Genomic DNA, 15,029 nt, shown 5'->3' with positions numbered 1-15,029 from the left:
TGAATAAATGTGGTAATACATGATTTATTCGTCTGAAAAAGTGTTTTCATTTGGGCGTTATTCGCTGGAAAAAGTGCAGCAAATCTGAATTATTCGCTTGGAAAAGTGTAGAACCATTGCGTTGTACTTGTTTTTAGCCTTAGTATTAACATCTCAATCCTCATTGAATTATACCCTGTCTGATATAATTGCAGTGGTGAAACAATAAATTATACCCATACTGATATAATATCGAATATTTATGCTAACTTTGTACCCGAAAAGGTATAAAGTATGATGCTATGAATAATCTTTCTACTACGGTCAAAATGTTGCGAAAGCAATATAATCTGACGCAAGAAGAACTCTCGTTGAAGTCGGGAGTAGGATTGCGCTTTGTGCGAGACCTTGAACAGGGCAAGGAAACGCTACGTCTCGATAAAGTGAACCAGCTCCTTGCCTTTTTCAATTATGAAATGGTTGCCACTTCTAAAACTGATAATCAATGAGACAAGCCCATATATTTTACAAAGACCAATTGGCAGGTATTCTGACAGAAAATGATGCCGGGTATGAATTCCGCTATTTGCCGGAATATCTCTCTTCGGAAACGGCAAAGGCGGTTAGCATGACATTGCCTTTACAGGAGGAAGCATATACAAGTCATGTACTATTTCCATTTTTCGATGGTTTGATTCCTGAAGGATGGTTGTTGGATGTTGCGTTGAGGAATACAGACATCAGTATTCTTGACCGGATGTCGTTGTTGCTGACATGCTGCAAGGATTGTATCGGAGCAGTAAGCGTTATTCCATTGGAAGAAAAGGAGGGAAGCCATGTGTAATTGCTTATATTGTTATCGTCCGCTCTTAAAGGGGGAAAAGGACATGCACACGGCTTGCATAAAAAAGTTTTTCGGAACAACGACATTGCCTGTTCTTGATTATACGACAGAACAACTTGATCAGCTTGCTCTGCAAATCATTCAAGAACAAACCTCTTTGACCGGTGTTCAGCCGAAATTATCCTTGCATTTGAAGGAACATGAGGGCTGTAAAAGATTGACTATTGTCGGGCTATGGGGCGGTTATATTTGTAAACCACAGACCTCGCAATATGAAATGATGCCTGAGGTTGAGGATTTAACCATGCACCTTGCTGAGGTGGCACGTATTGAGGTTGTTCCTCATACGCTGATGCGGATGGCAGATGATACGCTATGCTATCTTACCCGCCGGATAGACAGGACTTCTACCGGAGAGAAGATTGCGATGGAAGATATGTGCCAACTGACGGAAAGGCAAACAGAGCACAAATACAAGAGCAGTTATGAACGTGTCGGCAAGGTCGTTTTGAAATACTCGTCTTTACCAAAGATGGATGTTACCAATTTCTTTGAGTTGGTGCTTTTCTCTTGGTTGACAGGGAATAACGACATGCACTTGAAAAACTTCTCTTTGTATGAGGTGGCGGATAAGATACGTTTAACCCCTGCTTATGATTTGCTAAATGCGGCTATCATCAATCCCAAGGATGACGAAGAGTTGGCATTGACTTTGAATGGTCGGAAGAAAAAGCTTCAAAGAGAGGATTTTATTCGATCAGCTTCCATGCTAGGTATAGAGAATGTGATTGTAGAACGACTGATAAATAAATATATCAAACTATTGCCCAAGTTTGAGACTATCATTCAAAACTCTTTCCTAAGTGCTGAATTAAAAGAAAAGTATGGCGAATTATTGAAAGGACGGCTTGCGAGGCTTTAACAAAGACTATAAAACGGTAAAATACACAATGCTTAGAATATTCTTCCTTGTAGCTTTTATGGTACATCGGAGGGACAGTTATTCGAAAATTTCGAATAACTGAAAGGCGATAATACTGATAGGTGAGTATTCAATCTGGTTTTGATTGCTTGCGTTTTTGTGCATAATGCTCATCTATCATTTTATGAACCTCATCCATAGAAATAAGCCCTTCTATATGTTTACGTGCAGTCTCAATGAGAAAGCTGGATACACGCAGATTGTCAACTGCTTGTAACCCGATAGATGCTCGCCAGAGCTTAGCTCTTTCGCATTTTTTCGATGTTTTCGTCATTCATGTATTCACTAAATATATCCATGTTTGATCTCTGCTAATTAAATACGCTTTCGTGTCATTTGTGATAATTTGATTCTTAACATATCACTTAGTATTGAATTACGAAAACTCGTATAGTTTTTTTAGTATTTCTATTTCTGCATTCGAAATGGGGGTTTGAATCAATTCATCATATTTGTCTCTAACATGCAAATTTACGCCATTATCAAAAATATTTTCGGATAATTTACTTTGTAGAGTATCAGAAATAGATAAAATCTCATCACTTAATTTTATGTCAACAGCTCGTAGAGTAGTAATAAATTCTAAATTAAGTTGAATAAATAGCTCTTCCAGTTTTCCATTTGCTTGTTCTTTTCGTTTTTCCTCACCTATTTCTGTATTTAAAAGGATTTGACATTCTGTATGAATACAGGCGAATATCTTATAGAAATCATTTAATTTGTGGTTGAGAATCAATATGTTTAATAGATTTTGTCTATTAACTTTCATGTCTTTTATTTTCTGGTTTATTTTATTTGTTTTGTATAGATAAATAGAAAATATAAGATTAAATAAAGCGATTAATACAACTCCCAATTTATGTAACGCATCAAGACAAGCAATAGGTTGTGGTGAAATTCCTTGACTAATGCTTTGTGGTATAATTGCTATTTTAGAAATAGAATCAATAACCAATTGTAAAGTATCCATAATTATCCAATTGCAGTGTTATTTCTTAATATTCGTTGAATGGCTTCTGATAACGTCCTTTCGTATTTATAAGTTCCCAAAGAACGGAATTTGTATTTGTTCATAAACTCATCCCTACCATGTTTTGTGACAACATTTCTGAATAACTCCTCAAAAAATGAGGGGTTGATAGATTTGATATTTTCGGGAATAATGATCTCTATTGTTTCATATTTAGAATCAATATCATCAATATGTGAGTTTTCTCTCACATAGACTCCTCGATCTCTACCTGTGAAAACCTTAGAAACAATATTGCCACGTTTGACCCTAAAGTCTTCTAAATTGATAATATTATCTTTACTTTGTTTCATAATTATAAATATATATATGCGTGAATAAATGTGCCAGGGAAAAAGAACTCGCTACATTTAACGTATTTATTATCAGGTTTGTCTTCAATATTTCCAGAGCTGTTAAATGTAAGGACTCTATATTTTTCTCCTTTTACCATAGATTCTGTTACTGGATATTTACCGTCAAATACAATATTTGCTTTTCCCGATTGTAACGTCATCTTTGATAATTTTGATGCGTTGCAACCTTTTAAGTTGTAAAAACTTTCGATAAAGCGCAAAGAGCCATTTCCTCTATTTTTATATTTTTCTGGGGATACTGAAGTAACTCCATCTTGTAGAGAATATAGTGTCCATAAAGTTTCTTCTTCAAATTCTTTCTTTTTTAGGAATCCTTTGTGTGTGTATTGTTTTGACAACTCCTTCATCTTATCAGATATAATAGGATTTGGGCAATTTTCATCTTTGAATTTCTCGTAAATCGACATTCCTAAATTCATTATGACTAGTTGGAATACTCCAACTTTTTCTCCATCTATTTCTTGTTCTTCAAAATATCCTATCGAATAGCGACATTTCGTAGAAGAATGTTCTTCTGCATTAATGAGAATTTCTCCAATAACGGTACATAAATCATCTATTTGCTCATCTTCTAAATTACGACCCATTTTTGACAAACAAGTATCAACATAGTCAGATAAAGTAGTTGTGTCTATGTCCTTCATTTCTGCTTGTCGAATAGTATCAACTTCAGAACGATGAATGCAAAGATTATACGGAACAACATGAGAAAACTCTATTTGTTTTTTTGCATGAATTGCTAAAGAACCTACGGAAAATAACATGGTTCTTATGGAACTTCCCCTAGTAGATCTGTCTGTAATCCTTTTTGCGTACTTTTTAAAGCGCTTTTTCTTTCGACATCTATTGTAAAACCTAAATATATCCTTAAGTATTAAGTCTAACAAAACTTGAGCCTCAAGAGTGAATTCATCACATTTGGTATAGTCAATGAATATTTCTGGATAGTTTGAAAATAAAGACAAAACTATCAGTTTTCTGATTGCGGAATAACTTTCTTGGGGATTTTCAATTAGAGAAAAAAGTCTTGGTATTTCAACATAACAATTAGTGTTATTATTCTCTTTATTTATCAATTCGTAATTAAGAGGACTGCTTATGCAGTTAAGTAGATACGAAACACTTGGAGAAAGTGTGTTAGACAACAATTGATCTACGGAGAGAATCACGCCATTTTTCCTATTATAGCGGGCATTCTCTTCGCATAGGATTTGAGCCTTTCTTCTTTTTTGTCTCTTTGTTTTTAGCTGACGTAAGAAGCGTTTATAACCTCGATGTAATCTACTTCTATCTTTGGCTGTCATATGCGTGAATCCAAGTTATTTACCTTGTAGGTGCAAAAGTACAAAAATAATCACAATTATCGAATATAATTCGCTATATTTGCACTATAAAATCGTATTAAAGAATGAAACTGAATAGAATAAAGGCAGTCCTTTCGGAAAAAGGCATTTCTCAAACGTGGTTAGCCAAACAATTGGATAAGAGTTTTAGCATGGTCAATGCTTATGCTTGCAATAGGATTCAACCTAATTTGGAAACGCTCCAGCGGATTGCCGAGATTCTACAAGTTGATTTGAAGGATTTAATAACCGATAAAAAAGAAAGACTGCAATAGAACCTGAATCGATTTGATGGTTTTAGATGCATTTGCAATCTATGTAAAATCGAAAAGGTATTGGATGTCAGAATACTAATAGCATAAGTAGTAACTACTCATAATAGGGCAAGGATATGTCAACACAAAGTGAAGCGGCATTGGAAGCCGGACTGATAACCACTCTTCAACAAATGGACTATGAATATGTCCAAATTGTAGAAGAGGATAATTTGTATGCCAATTTCAAGCGGCAGTTGGAGGTTCATAACCGCAAACGGCTGGAGGAATATGGACGCAATGAGTTTACGACAGAAGAGTTTGAGAAGATTCTCATATACCTTGAAGGTGGTACTCGCTTTGAAAAGGCAAAGAAACTCCGTGATTTATATCCGCTTGATACGGCTGATGGACAGCGTATATGGGTGGAATTTCTAAATAGGCAACAGTGGTGTCAGAATGAATTTCAGGTTTCCAACCAAATCACAGTGGAAGGACGTAAAAAATGCCGTTATGATATGACGATCCTAATCAATGGTTTGCCACTTGTGCAGATTGAATTGAAACGTCGTGGCGTGGAACTTAAACAGGCATACAACCAAATACAGCGTTATCACAAGACTTCGTTTCACGGATTGTTTGATTATATCCAGTTGTTTGTTATATCCAATGGCGTTAACACTCGCTATTTTGCCAATAATCCAAATAGTGGGTATAAGTTCACATTCAACTGGACAGATGCCGCCAATCATCCGTTCAATGAATTGGACAAGTTTGCCGTATTCTTCTTGGAAAAATGTACGCTTGGCAAAATCATAGGAAAGTATATTGTGCTGCATGAGGGCGACAAGTGCTTGATGGTACTTCGTCCTTACCAATTCTATGCGGTAGAGAAGATTTTGGATCGTGTACAAAACTCCAATGATAATGGTTATATCTGGCATACAACAGGTGCCGGAAAAACATTGACCTCATTCAAGGCTGCACAACTTGTATCAGAATTGGATGATGTGGATAAGGTGATGTTTGTTGTTGACCGTCATGATCTCGATACTCAGACGCAATCGGAATACGAGGCTTTTGAGCCGGGTGCAGTGGATAGTACCGACAATACGGATGAACTCGTGAAGCGACTTCAAAGCAATTCCAAAATCATCATAACCACCATTCAAAAACTTAATGCGGCAGTTAGTAAGACGTGGTATAGCAACAAGATTGACGCTATCCGTCATTCACGCATCGTGATGATTTTTGATGAGTGTCACCGTAGTCATTTTGGGGATAGCCATAAAAAGATTATGAAGTTCTTTGATAATGCCCAGATTTTTGGTTTTACGGGAACACCTATCTTTACCGAAAATGCAGTGGATGGACATACGACAAAAGAAATTTTCGGCAATTGTCTTCATAAATATCTCATCAAAGATGCTATTGCTGATGAAAATGTGCTTGGTTTCCTAGTGGAGTATTATCATGGTAACGAGATTGTAGATAACGATAACCAAACTCGTATGGAGGAGATTGCAAGATTTATCCTTAACAACTTCAATAAATCTACATTTGATGGAGAGTTTGACGCATTGTTTGCTGTACAGTCTGTTCCTATGCTTATCCGCTATTACAAGATTTTCAAATCATTGAATCCTAAAATCCGTATAGGTGCAGTATTTACATACGCAGCCAATAATAGTCAAGATGATGAACAGACTGGTATGGGTACGGGAAAATATGTCAGCGAAAGTGTGGGCGAAGCAGATGAACTACAATCCATTATGGATGATTATAATGAAAACTACGGCACATCTTTTACAACAGAGAACTTTCGTGCTTACTATGATGACATCAACCTGCGCATGAAAAAGAAGAAAGCGGATATGAAACCGCTTGACCTTTGTCTTGTCGTGGGAATGTTCCTTACTGGTTTTGACAGTAAAAAACTGAACACACTTTATGTGGATAAGAATATGGAATATCACGGTTTGCTGCAAGCATTCAGTCGTACCAACCGAGTGTTGAACGAGAAGAAACGATTCGGTAAAATCGTATGCTTCCGTGATCTGAAAAACAATGTTGATACGTCTATAAAACTGTTTAGCAATTCCGACAATCCTGAAGATATAGTACGTCCTCCGTTTGAAAAAGTTAAGCATGAGTACAAGGGTTTGGCAACAGATTTTCTGCAAAAATATCCAACGCCAAGTAGTATAGACCTTCTGCAAAGTGAAAATGACAAGAAGAATTTTGTACTTGCGTTCAGAGACATTATCCGTAAACATGCAGAAATCCAGATATACGAAGATTACAGCGAGGATGCTGAAGACCTCGGTATGACCGAACAGCAGTTTAATGATTATAAGAGTAAATACCTCGACATTACGGTTGGTTTTATTGACCCACCTGCTACACAGTCAACTGTTGCGGAAGATCCTGTTCCATATGGCAATAGTCAAGGGCTGGAAGACATTGATTTCTGTCTTGAACTTCTGCATAGTGATATTATCAATGTAGCGTATATTCTTGAACTCATTGCGGAACTTGACCCATATAGCGATGATTATTCAGAAAAGCGCAAGCATATCCTTGATACAATGATTAAGGATGCTGGAATGCGAGGCAAAGCAAAACTCATCGACGGCTTTATTCAAAAGAATGTAGATGAAGACAAGGAAAACTTCATGAATGGGCGCAATAGAGCAGATGGAACAAATGAATTAGAGGAACGTTTGAACCAATATATTGTGTCAGAACGCAATAAGGCTGTGAGTGATTTGGCGGATGATGAACAAATTTCTGCCGAAGTGCTTAATCTTTACATAAAAGAGTATGACTATTTACAAAAAGAACAGCCTGAAATTATACAAAAGGCATTGAAAGAGAAGCATCTCGGTCTTATCAAAACCCGAAAGGCTTTGACGAGAATAATGGAAAGATTGCGTAGTATTATAAAAACGTTTAATTGGGAATAAGATATTATGAGCGAAGAATTACAGCAGAAACTCCGTGACCAACTTTGGGAGGTTGCAAATCGTTTGCGTGGCAATATGTCGGCAAGTGACTTTATGTATTTTACATTAGGTTTCATCTTCTATAAGTACTTGTCGGAAAAAATAGAGAAGTATGCCAACAATGCCTTGGTGGATGATGAAATAACCTTTAAGGAATTGTGGAAAATGGATGATGCCGATGCGGTGGAACTTCAAGAGGAAGCAAAGAACCAATGCTTGGAGAATATCGGCTATTTCATAGAACCGAAATTCTTGTTTTCGTCTGTAATAGAGGCTATCAAGCGTAAAGAAAATATCTTGCCTATGCTTGAACGTTCATTGAAGCGTATTGAAGACAGTACTTTAGGACAGGATAGTGAAGAAGATTTTGGCGGATTGTTTTCAGATATAGACTTGGCATCACCTAAATTGGGCAAGACTGCCGACGATAAAAACACGCTCGTTAGTAACGTGCTTCTTGCATTAGATGATATAGACTTCGGAGTAGAGGCATCACAGGAGATTGATATTTTGGGTGATGCTTACGAATATATGATTTCGCAATTTGCCGCAGGAGCCGGAAAAAAGGCTGGAGAGTTCTATACTCCGCAGGAAGTCAGCCGTATCTTAGCAGAAATTGTTTCCATCGGACACCAGCGTTTACGCAATGTATATGACCCTACTTGCGGTAGTGGTTCGTTGCTTCTTCGTGCTGCTAATATTGGAAATGCAGTTGATATTTATGGACAGGAAAAGAATCCTACAACTTATAACCTTGCCCGAATGAATATGTTGCTTCATGGCATCAGATTCAGCAACTTCAAGATTGAAAATGGTGATACACTTGAATGGGATGCTTTTGGTGATACTCAGTTTGATGCAGTGGTTGCAAATCCTCCGTTCTCAGCCGAATGGAGTGCTGCCGACAAATTCAATACTGATGATCGTTTCAGCAAAGCAGGACGGCTTGCACCACGTAAGACTGCCGATTATGCATTTATTCTGCACATGATTTATCACTTGAACGAGGGTGGTACAATGGCTTGTGTTGCTCCGCATGGTGTACTATTTCGAGGAAATGCGGAGGGAGTTATCCGTCGTTTCCTTATAGAAAAGAAAAACTATGTGGATGCCATTATAGGATTACCTGCGAATATTTTCTATGGTACAAGTATTCCGACTTGTATTCTTGTTTTCAAGAAATGTCGTAAGGAAGATGACAATATTCTGTTTATTGATGCAAGCAAGGAGTTTGAAAAGGTAAAGACCCAGAACAAACTTCGTGAGCAACATATCCAAAAGATTGTCGAAACTTATCGTGACCGCAAGGAAATAGAAAAGTACAGTCACCTTGCCTCTCTTCAAGAAATAGCCGAGAATGATTACAATCTGAATATTCCACGTTACGTTGATACCTTTGAAGAGGAAGAACCTATCGACATAAAGGCTGTAATGGCAGAGATAAAGGAGTTGGAAGCCAAACGTGCTGAACTCAACAAAGAGATTGAAGTGTACCTGAAAGAATTGGGACTGGTAGAATAGTTCAGAAAAGTAATAGCAATGGGTGAAAATGACAACATACCTCAGATGACTCCTTCATTTGAGAATATATGCCGCAAGGATGAAAACGGGAATGAATACTGGAGTTCCCGTGACCTTTGTGGTGCGATGGGCTATTCTGCTTATTGGAAATTTCAACGAGTCATAGATAAAGCCATTAAAGTAGCCGGAGAAAAAGGGATGAATGTGGATGAACATTTCAACCAAGCGGTTGATATGGTCAAGATAGGAAACGGCTCATTCCGCAAGGTAAATATATTCCGTCTCTCTCGTATGGCATGTATGATTATTGCGGAAAATGCTGATGGTAAAAAGTTGCTCGTCCAACAAGCACGGGACTTTTTCTCACAATCTGTCTCAATGGCAGAACTTATGCATAATTCACTAAGCTCTAATATATTGTTGTATAAAACAGCACAAGGGGAGGCACGGGTAGAAGTCATTTTCAACAGCGAAACATTCTGGATGTCACAAAAAAGAATGGCGGACTTGTTTGGAGTTGATGTCAGAACTATAAATTATCATCTCGGACAAATTTACGAAACAGGAGAACTTTCCAAAGAGGCAACTATCCGAAAAATTGGGATAGTTCAAACAGAAGGAGACCGGGAAGTGGAACGTATGCCGCTATTTTACAACCTCGATGCTATTGTGGCGGTGGGGTATAGAGTAAACAGCTATCAAGCTACTCAATTCCGTATTTGGGCTACTTCAGTGCTGAAAGAGTTTATCATTAAAGGATATGCCCTTGATGATGAGAGACTGAAACAGGGCAAACATTTCGGGAAAGACTATTTTGACGATTTGCTTGAGCGTATTCGTGAGATACGTACCTCAGAGCGCAGATATTACCAAAAGATAACTGACATTTATGCAGAATGTAGTGCGGATTATGACCCGAAATCAGAAGATACAAAGTTGTTCTTCAAGATGGTACAGAATATGATGCACCTTGCCGTTACCCATCATACGGCAGCGGAAATTATCTATCAACGAGCTGATTCTGAGCAACCTTATATGGGGCTTACCACGTGGAAGAAAGCTCCTAACGGAAGAGTGCAAAAGTCTGATACCATCGTCGCAAAAAATTACCTGTCAGATTCAGAATTGTCCCAGTTGAATCTTATCACAACTGCCTTTCTTGATATGGCAGAATCACGTGCTGCACGTCATATCGTTTCAACTATGGATGATTGGAAAAAGTTCCTTCAACAATATCTTGCAACGATGGATTACGAGCCGTGCGATACAGCCGGAAAAGTAACACAAGAGGAAGCAAGAGATAAGGCTTATAGCGAATACGAAAAATATAAACTGATTCAAGACAAATCATACATATCGGATTTTGACCGTTTTAATGAGGGTAATGATGAAACACCATTGCTTCCATTTGACTTGAATCCTATAAAATAATGACAACTATGGCAATAGATAATAAAGATAAAAAAGTCCTTAATGTTCCCCATTTGAGATTCCCTGAGTTTAGTGGAGAGTGGGAAAATACTGAATTACAATATATCGCACCTAATATTTGCTCTGGCAAGGATAAGCCCACGAGTAATGGAACAGTTGCTCTTTATGGTTCTACAGGAATTATAGGTATGACAAGACTAGCCTCCTATAATGAAGAAATAGTTCTTGTTGCTCGTGTCGGAGCAAACGCAGGTCAGTTACAAATAACAACCATTCCATGTGGTGTTACTGATAACACCCTTATAATTAATGCAAAAGAATGGAATCGTTACATCTATTATTATTTGCAGCATTACAATTTAAATAGATTGGTGTTTGGATCAGGCCAACCCCTCATTACAGGTAGTATGCTTAAAAAGCTTAAAATAATATATGGCGAGGAATCCGAAAGAAATAAAATTGTCAACTTATTATGCTTGCTTGATGAGCGTATTGCCACCCAAAACAAAATCATTGAGGATTTGAAGAAACTAAAGTCTGCGATTTCAGAAAGACTTTTCAAAAGCGTAAAAGGTTCTACTGTTCTACTGTCTGATCTATGTGACATTGTTAAGGGTAAACAAATCAATGGGGAAAATCTCTCTGATAGTGGTAATTATTATGTAATGAATGGTGGTACAGAGCCATCTGGCTATTATGACAATTACAATGTAGAAGCCAGTACTATTTCAATAAGTGAGGGCGGAAACTCTTGTGGGTATGTACAATTCAACACCTCACCATTTTGGAGCGGTGGTCATTGTTATTCCATTCAAAACATTGCAGACAAGGTGGATAATATGTACTTGTACCATTATCTTAAATCGAATGAGGATGCCATAATGAAACTGCGTATAGGTTCTGGCTTACCAAATATTCAGAAGAAAGACTTGGCAATGTTCAAAATAATAGTACCAAAAATTGAGTGGCAAATAAAAATCTCAACTTTTCTGTCATCGCTTGAAAGAAAAGCCGAGATTGAAGAAAGAATACAGAATGTCATGCAGAAACAAAAGCTATATCTATTGCAACAGATGTTCATATAAACATCTGGGCAAGGAAATATTGCTTCTGCATGGTTAGCAATGTTAGTTTCCGCTGCTCATTAATGATGTACTCATCGTATGAGTGTAATATTTTTGCGACCAAAAGAATGTTATTGACATTCGAGGAATATGGTAATACATAGCTTTCTACATCCCCTTTGCCAATATTCATTTGGGCAGCACCTTGACCACAAGCAATCATACTATTTTCAAATCTTTGAGAAGATAAAATTTGATATAGAAACTCTTGATTTACATTTTTCGCAAGTTGTAACAAACCAACTCGTTGGTTGAGCAAATAGTCTCCATCCTTACAAAGAGAAACACGCCCAACATTACCCGTAAGAGAGATTAAAATATCTCCTTCTTTTAAAACTTGGTGGTCTTGTATATCGTTCGGCAAGTTGATTATGCAATTGTAATCTTCATCGTTTATATATCGCTCGCCAGACACATTTGTTATTGTGAGGATTTTCCATTTGCCCAGTGCATTATACTTGCCACTCTGGAATGCGTAATCATTTTTCAATGTCGCAATATTCGACAAGCATATAGTAGTTTCTAACAAATCTTTGCGTGCGAACAAATGTTTACTAATCGCAGACCTACAAACTTTACAATCCTTAATCAAAGGACTAAGAGTATGTTGTATGCAAAGAGTTTATGGCAATAACGTGTATTTAAGCGAAATTGCACAAATATATCAGCCGCAAACAATATCTTCAACAGAATTAACAGAAGATGGTTTTCTTGTATATGGGGCAAATGGGATTATTGGCAAATATAAGGATTACAATCATGAAACGGAACAAATTTGTATAACTTGCCGTGGAAATACTTGTGGTATGGTAAATTATACAAAACCAATGTCTTGGATAACTGGAAATGCAATGGTGATAAATACAGATAAGTATCAAGATAAGGTGTGTAAGAGATATTTATATCATTATCTTTCTGCGTATAACTTCAATAGTATTATTTCTGGCTCTGGACAGCCGCAAATAGTACGTACTCCATTGGAAAAGTTAAAAATAACATTGCCCACTATTTCTGAACAAAAACAGAAGGCAATTATTTTTGATAAAATTCAAGACAAAATAGATATTAATCATAAAGTATTAAATCTTTATATAGGTCAAAAGCAGTATCTACTCCGTCAAATGTTCATATAAACATCTGGCGGAGCAAGTATTGCTTCAAATAATTATAGGAATCATACTGTGCGATTTGATTTGATAGTTTTCTTTCCAAAGATTGCATTAGGTTTGCGATGAAACTTTGCTTACTTTTACAAGGTATAGGCAACCTTAAATCCGTGAGAGTTGATAGCACTATATAAGGAGTGTTGCTTGAACTCTTTTCTATTGCAATTCTTTTGGGTAGCAGTACTTTTAACGCCCATTTAATGTATTGGATATTTTCGGAGAACAAGTCTAATACATAAGTCCTTTGTAAGCATCCGATAAAGTACACATTGTATTTTCATAAAATAGAAAACTCGATATCAACTTTAGTCAAAAGCTAATATCGAGTTTTTTTTATTCTTCAACATAAATATTTAAACTCCAATTGGATTCGTGTTGGATTTCTCTAACTTCCAAACATCCGGAAGAAGTTCACGAACATTTTTCCCGGAGTCCTTTTCCAGATAGTATGGAAGTTTGGCTATGACATCATTCAGCCATTCCCTTGGGTTAATTTCCTGTGCTTTACAGGTAGCTAATAGTGAGCATATGATTGCTGTATTTTCAGCAGCCTCGTGGTTACCACAAAAGAGGAAGTTCTTTCTGGACAAAGTAAGTGGTCTAATCGCATTTTCCGCCAGATTATTATCGATTTTCAGATTTCCATCTTTCAGGTAATTCTTCATTCTTGGCCAAAGAGGATAAGTATAGGTAATAGCTTGTCCCATGCGACTTCTTGGTGGTACTTTGCCATAAGTCTGTTCCACCCATTTTTCAAAGGAGTCAAGTATGGGAGTTGCCAAACGCTGGCGGAGTGCACATCGTCCCTGCGCATCGAGTTTCCGGGCATCTGCTATCTGCTCAATATGATATAGTTCCTGTATTTGTTTAAGAGCATATTCAGCAAGTGATCTATTTTCATCCAGTGCCAGCTCCATATGTCTTCTGATATGGGCCAGACAGGCAATAAGGCACACGTCCTTAGTGCCATCAAACGCATTGTAGGCACTGTATCCGTCACTTTGAAGATATCCTTTGAAGTCCTTTAATAAATTTCTGATTGTCTGTCCGGATCGGGAACCGTCATCATAATGGAAGATGACCTGTTTTTCCATAACTGCCCTGACCATCCATAAATACTCCTTATCGGTTTTTCCCTTTCCTTTGTTGATGACCCGTACTGTGGTTTCGTCGACCTGAACATATCCGCTGCCCGTTACGAGCTTTACTAATTCCGAATAAAGAGGACTTAATAACTCACATACCGGCTTAAACCACCCGCTTAAAGTACTTTCCGGCAGTCGTACACCCAAATGTCTGTATTCCTTTACCTGACGGTAAAAGGGAACATGATATTCATATTTCTGCAGAAGTATTTCGGCTAGCAAGGAAGGTCCTGCCAGACATTTGTATATAGGGGAAGGTGGAAGCGGTGCTATTATGACACCGCTTTCACCCTCTTTGGGAAGACTTAAATTATTTTTGAGTCCGTATTTGGGACGTACTGTCTCTTTGACATATAGCTTTCCCGGTTCAAATTCAAGCGTACGTGTGCGCTCTTCACCTATACGACGATATCGATTCAGATCCACATTATCAGGTTCGACAATGACTTCCACAACGGGCAGCCCCTCTAACAGTTCCCGATTACGGCGGGATTCTTTTTTCTTTCCGTCCGGTTTACATGTCCTAGTGCCTACGCCAGTCTCCACAAGATCCGTTTCCTCTTGCCTGGGATTAGCCAAGGTATCAAACAAGGCAAGCTGGTTGGGATCCAAGGATGCCAGCTTTTCACTCTTTCTGCCGAAAAGCTGTCTGTTTAACCAGGCTACTTGCGACAGGAGTTCCTGTACTTTTTGCTGCAGTTCTCCCGTCTGTTCCATAAGTTTCTGATTTGATTCTACAAGGGTACGATTTGTCTCCAGAAGCCCTTTTATTTGCTCCTGTTGATTCTTGATTATTAGTTCCATCGTATCTGTATGAATCATTCTTTTTAGTATCTTATTATAATGTAA

Annotated in this window: 16 protein-coding genes; 9 read left to right on the top strand and 7 right to left on the bottom strand. The window is 37.6% G+C overall.

Going from position 1 to position 15,029, the window contains the following annotated elements; all coding sequences use genetic code 11:
• Positions 1–281: 281 nt before the first annotated feature.
• The 3 genes from BVU_RS18540 to BVU_RS18530 are packed head-to-tail and all read left to right on the top strand — an operon-like array spanning position 282 to position 1,745.
• Positions 282–488: a helix-turn-helix transcriptional regulator gene (locus BVU_RS18540; protein ID WP_012055830.1), complete on the top strand. Its 207-nt coding sequence runs from the start codon at positions 282–284 to the stop codon at positions 486–488.
• On the top strand, positions 485–823 hold the full coding sequence (locus tag BVU_RS18535; protein ID WP_012055829.1) for a HipA N-terminal domain-containing protein: 339 nt from the start codon (positions 485–487) through the stop codon (positions 821–823). The genes BVU_RS18540 and BVU_RS18535 overlap by 4 nt, the downstream gene beginning before the upstream one ends.
• Entirely contained in the window at positions 816–1,745 is a 930-nt protein-coding gene (locus BVU_RS18530) for a HipA domain-containing protein (RefSeq protein ID WP_012055828.1), read from the top strand. The genes BVU_RS18535 and BVU_RS18530 overlap by 8 nt, the downstream gene beginning before the upstream one ends.
• A 130-nt stretch (positions 1,746–1,875) precedes the next feature.
• Here the strand turns inward: BVU_RS18530 and BVU_RS18525 are convergent, their stop codons facing one another.
• The 4 genes from BVU_RS18525 to BVU_RS18510 form a co-directional block, all read right to left on the bottom strand.
• Positions 1,876–2,079: an antitoxin VbhA family protein gene (locus BVU_RS18525; RefSeq protein ID WP_041174490.1), complete on the bottom strand. Its 204-nt coding sequence runs from the start codon at positions 2,077–2,079 to the stop codon at positions 1,876–1,878.
• Positions 2,080–2,181: 102 nt separating this feature from the next.
• Positions 2,182–2,775, bottom strand: a complete 594-nt coding sequence (locus tag BVU_RS18520) for a hypothetical protein (protein ID WP_041174489.1) — start codon at positions 2,773–2,775, stop codon at positions 2,182–2,184.
• A 2-nt stretch (positions 2,776–2,777) separates the two neighbouring features.
• Positions 2,778–3,128, bottom strand: a complete 351-nt coding sequence (locus tag BVU_RS18515; RefSeq protein ID WP_012055826.1) for an STAS-like domain-containing protein — start codon at positions 3,126–3,128, stop codon at positions 2,778–2,780.
• Between the two features lie 2 nt (positions 3,129–3,130).
• Positions 3,131–4,495, bottom strand: a complete 1,365-nt coding sequence (locus BVU_RS18510) for a hypothetical protein (RefSeq protein ID WP_012055825.1) — start codon at positions 4,493–4,495, stop codon at positions 3,131–3,133.
• Between the two features lie 104 nt (positions 4,496–4,599).
• On the opposite strand from BVU_RS18510, the gene BVU_RS18505 reads away from it, so the two are divergent.
• From BVU_RS18505 to BVU_RS22320, 5 genes are all read left to right on the top strand, one after another.
• Complete coding sequence (locus tag BVU_RS18505; protein ID WP_005785666.1) at positions 4,600–4,809, top strand: helix-turn-helix domain-containing protein; 210 nt, start codon at positions 4,600–4,602, stop codon at positions 4,807–4,809.
• Between the two features lie 116 nt (positions 4,810–4,925).
• Positions 4,926–7,754: a type I restriction endonuclease subunit R gene (locus BVU_RS18500; protein WP_012055824.1), complete on the top strand. Its 2,829-nt coding sequence runs from the start codon at positions 4,926–4,928 to the stop codon at positions 7,752–7,754.
• Positions 7,755–7,760: 6 nt separating this feature from the next.
• The gene (locus BVU_RS18495; protein ID WP_012055823.1) at positions 7,761–9,314 is read left to right on the top strand and encodes a type I restriction-modification system subunit M; all 1,554 of its coding nucleotides are present in this window, start codon (positions 7,761–7,763) and stop codon (positions 9,312–9,314) included.
• An 18-nt stretch (positions 9,315–9,332) separates the two neighbouring features.
• Positions 9,333–10,745, top strand: a complete 1,413-nt coding sequence (gene rhuM / locus BVU_RS18490) for a RhuM family protein (RefSeq protein ID WP_012055822.1) — start codon at positions 9,333–9,335, stop codon at positions 10,743–10,745.
• 8 nt (positions 10,746–10,753) lie between these two features.
• Complete coding sequence (locus tag BVU_RS22320) at positions 10,754–11,830, top strand: restriction endonuclease subunit S (protein WP_012055821.1); 1,077 nt, start codon at positions 10,754–10,756, stop codon at positions 11,828–11,830.
• On the opposite strand, the gene BVU_RS18480 is transcribed toward BVU_RS22320, so the two are convergent.
• Positions 11,823–12,416: a restriction endonuclease subunit S gene (locus BVU_RS18480; protein WP_041174585.1), complete on the bottom strand. Its 594-nt coding sequence runs from the start codon at positions 12,414–12,416 to the stop codon at positions 11,823–11,825. The two genes, BVU_RS22320 and BVU_RS18480, sit on opposite strands and share 8 nt — an antisense overlap.
• Before the next feature lie 64 nt (positions 12,417–12,480).
• Here BVU_RS18480 and BVU_RS18475 point away from each other — a divergent pair, with 64 nt between their 5' ends.
• Complete coding sequence (locus tag BVU_RS18475) at positions 12,481–13,002, top strand: restriction endonuclease subunit S (protein WP_005785678.1); 522 nt, start codon at positions 12,481–12,483, stop codon at positions 13,000–13,002.
• Here the strand turns inward: BVU_RS18475 and BVU_RS18470 are convergent.
• Positions 12,995–13,303 (bottom strand): restriction endonuclease subunit S, encoded by a 309-nt coding sequence (locus BVU_RS18470; protein WP_012055818.1) that lies wholly within the window; start codon positions 13,301–13,303, stop codon positions 12,995–12,997. The two genes, BVU_RS18475 and BVU_RS18470, sit on opposite strands and share 8 nt — an antisense overlap.
• Positions 13,304–13,388: 85 nt before the next feature.
• The gene (locus tag BVU_RS18465) at positions 13,389–15,002 is read right to left on the bottom strand and encodes an IS66-like element ISBvu3 family transposase (protein ID WP_005678155.1); all 1,614 of its coding nucleotides are present in this window, start codon (positions 15,000–15,002) and stop codon (positions 13,389–13,391) included.
• Positions 15,003–15,029: the final 27 nt, after the last annotated feature.

Source organism: Phocaeicola vulgatus ATCC 8482, from assembly GCF_000012825.1.
In the GTDB taxonomy this organism is placed as follows: Bacteria; Bacteroidota; Bacteroidia; order Bacteroidales; family Bacteroidaceae; genus Phocaeicola; species Phocaeicola vulgatus.
This window is presented reverse-complemented; position numbering and strand designations above follow the sequence as displayed.

Bases quoted from the DNA above. Each gene is read 5' to 3' on its own strand.
- BVU_RS18540 (WP_012055830.1), top strand. From the start codon at position 282: ATGAATAATCTTTCTACTACGGTCAAAATGTTGCGAAAGCAATATAAT.
- BVU_RS18535 (WP_012055829.1), top strand. From the start codon at position 485: ATGAGACAAGCCCATATATTTTACAAAGACCAATTGGCAGGTATTCTG.
- BVU_RS18530 (WP_012055828.1), top strand. From the start codon at position 816: ATGTGTAATTGCTTATATTGTTATCGTCCGCTCTTAAAGGGGGAAAAG.
- BVU_RS18525 (WP_041174490.1), bottom strand. From the start codon at position 2,079: ATGACGAAAACATCGAAAAAATGCGAAAGAGCTAAGCTCTGGCGAGCA.
- BVU_RS18520 (WP_041174489.1), bottom strand. From the start codon at position 2,775: ATGGATACTTTACAATTGGTTATTGATTCTATTTCTAAAATAGCAATT.
- BVU_RS18515 (WP_012055826.1), bottom strand. From the start codon at position 3,128: ATGAAACAAAGTAAAGATAATATTATCAATTTAGAAGACTTTAGGGTC.
- BVU_RS18510 (WP_012055825.1), bottom strand. From the start codon at position 4,495: ATGACAGCCAAAGATAGAAGTAGATTACATCGAGGTTATAAACGCTTC.
- BVU_RS18505 (WP_005785666.1), top strand. From the start codon at position 4,600: ATGAAACTGAATAGAATAAAGGCAGTCCTTTCGGAAAAAGGCATTTCT.
- BVU_RS18500 (WP_012055824.1), top strand. From the start codon at position 4,926: ATGTCAACACAAAGTGAAGCGGCATTGGAAGCCGGACTGATAACCACT.
- BVU_RS18495 (WP_012055823.1), top strand. From the start codon at position 7,761: ATGAGCGAAGAATTACAGCAGAAACTCCGTGACCAACTTTGGGAGGTT.
- rhuM (WP_012055822.1), top strand. From the start codon at position 9,333: ATGGGTGAAAATGACAACATACCTCAGATGACTCCTTCATTTGAGAAT.
- BVU_RS22320 (WP_012055821.1), top strand. From the start codon at position 10,754: ATGGCAATAGATAATAAAGATAAAAAAGTCCTTAATGTTCCCCATTTG.
- BVU_RS18475 (WP_005785678.1), top strand. From the start codon at position 12,481: ATGCAAAGAGTTTATGGCAATAACGTGTATTTAAGCGAAATTGCACAA.
- BVU_RS18465 (WP_005678155.1), bottom strand. From the start codon at position 15,002: ATGATTCATACAGATACGATGGAACTAATAATCAAGAATCAACAGGAG.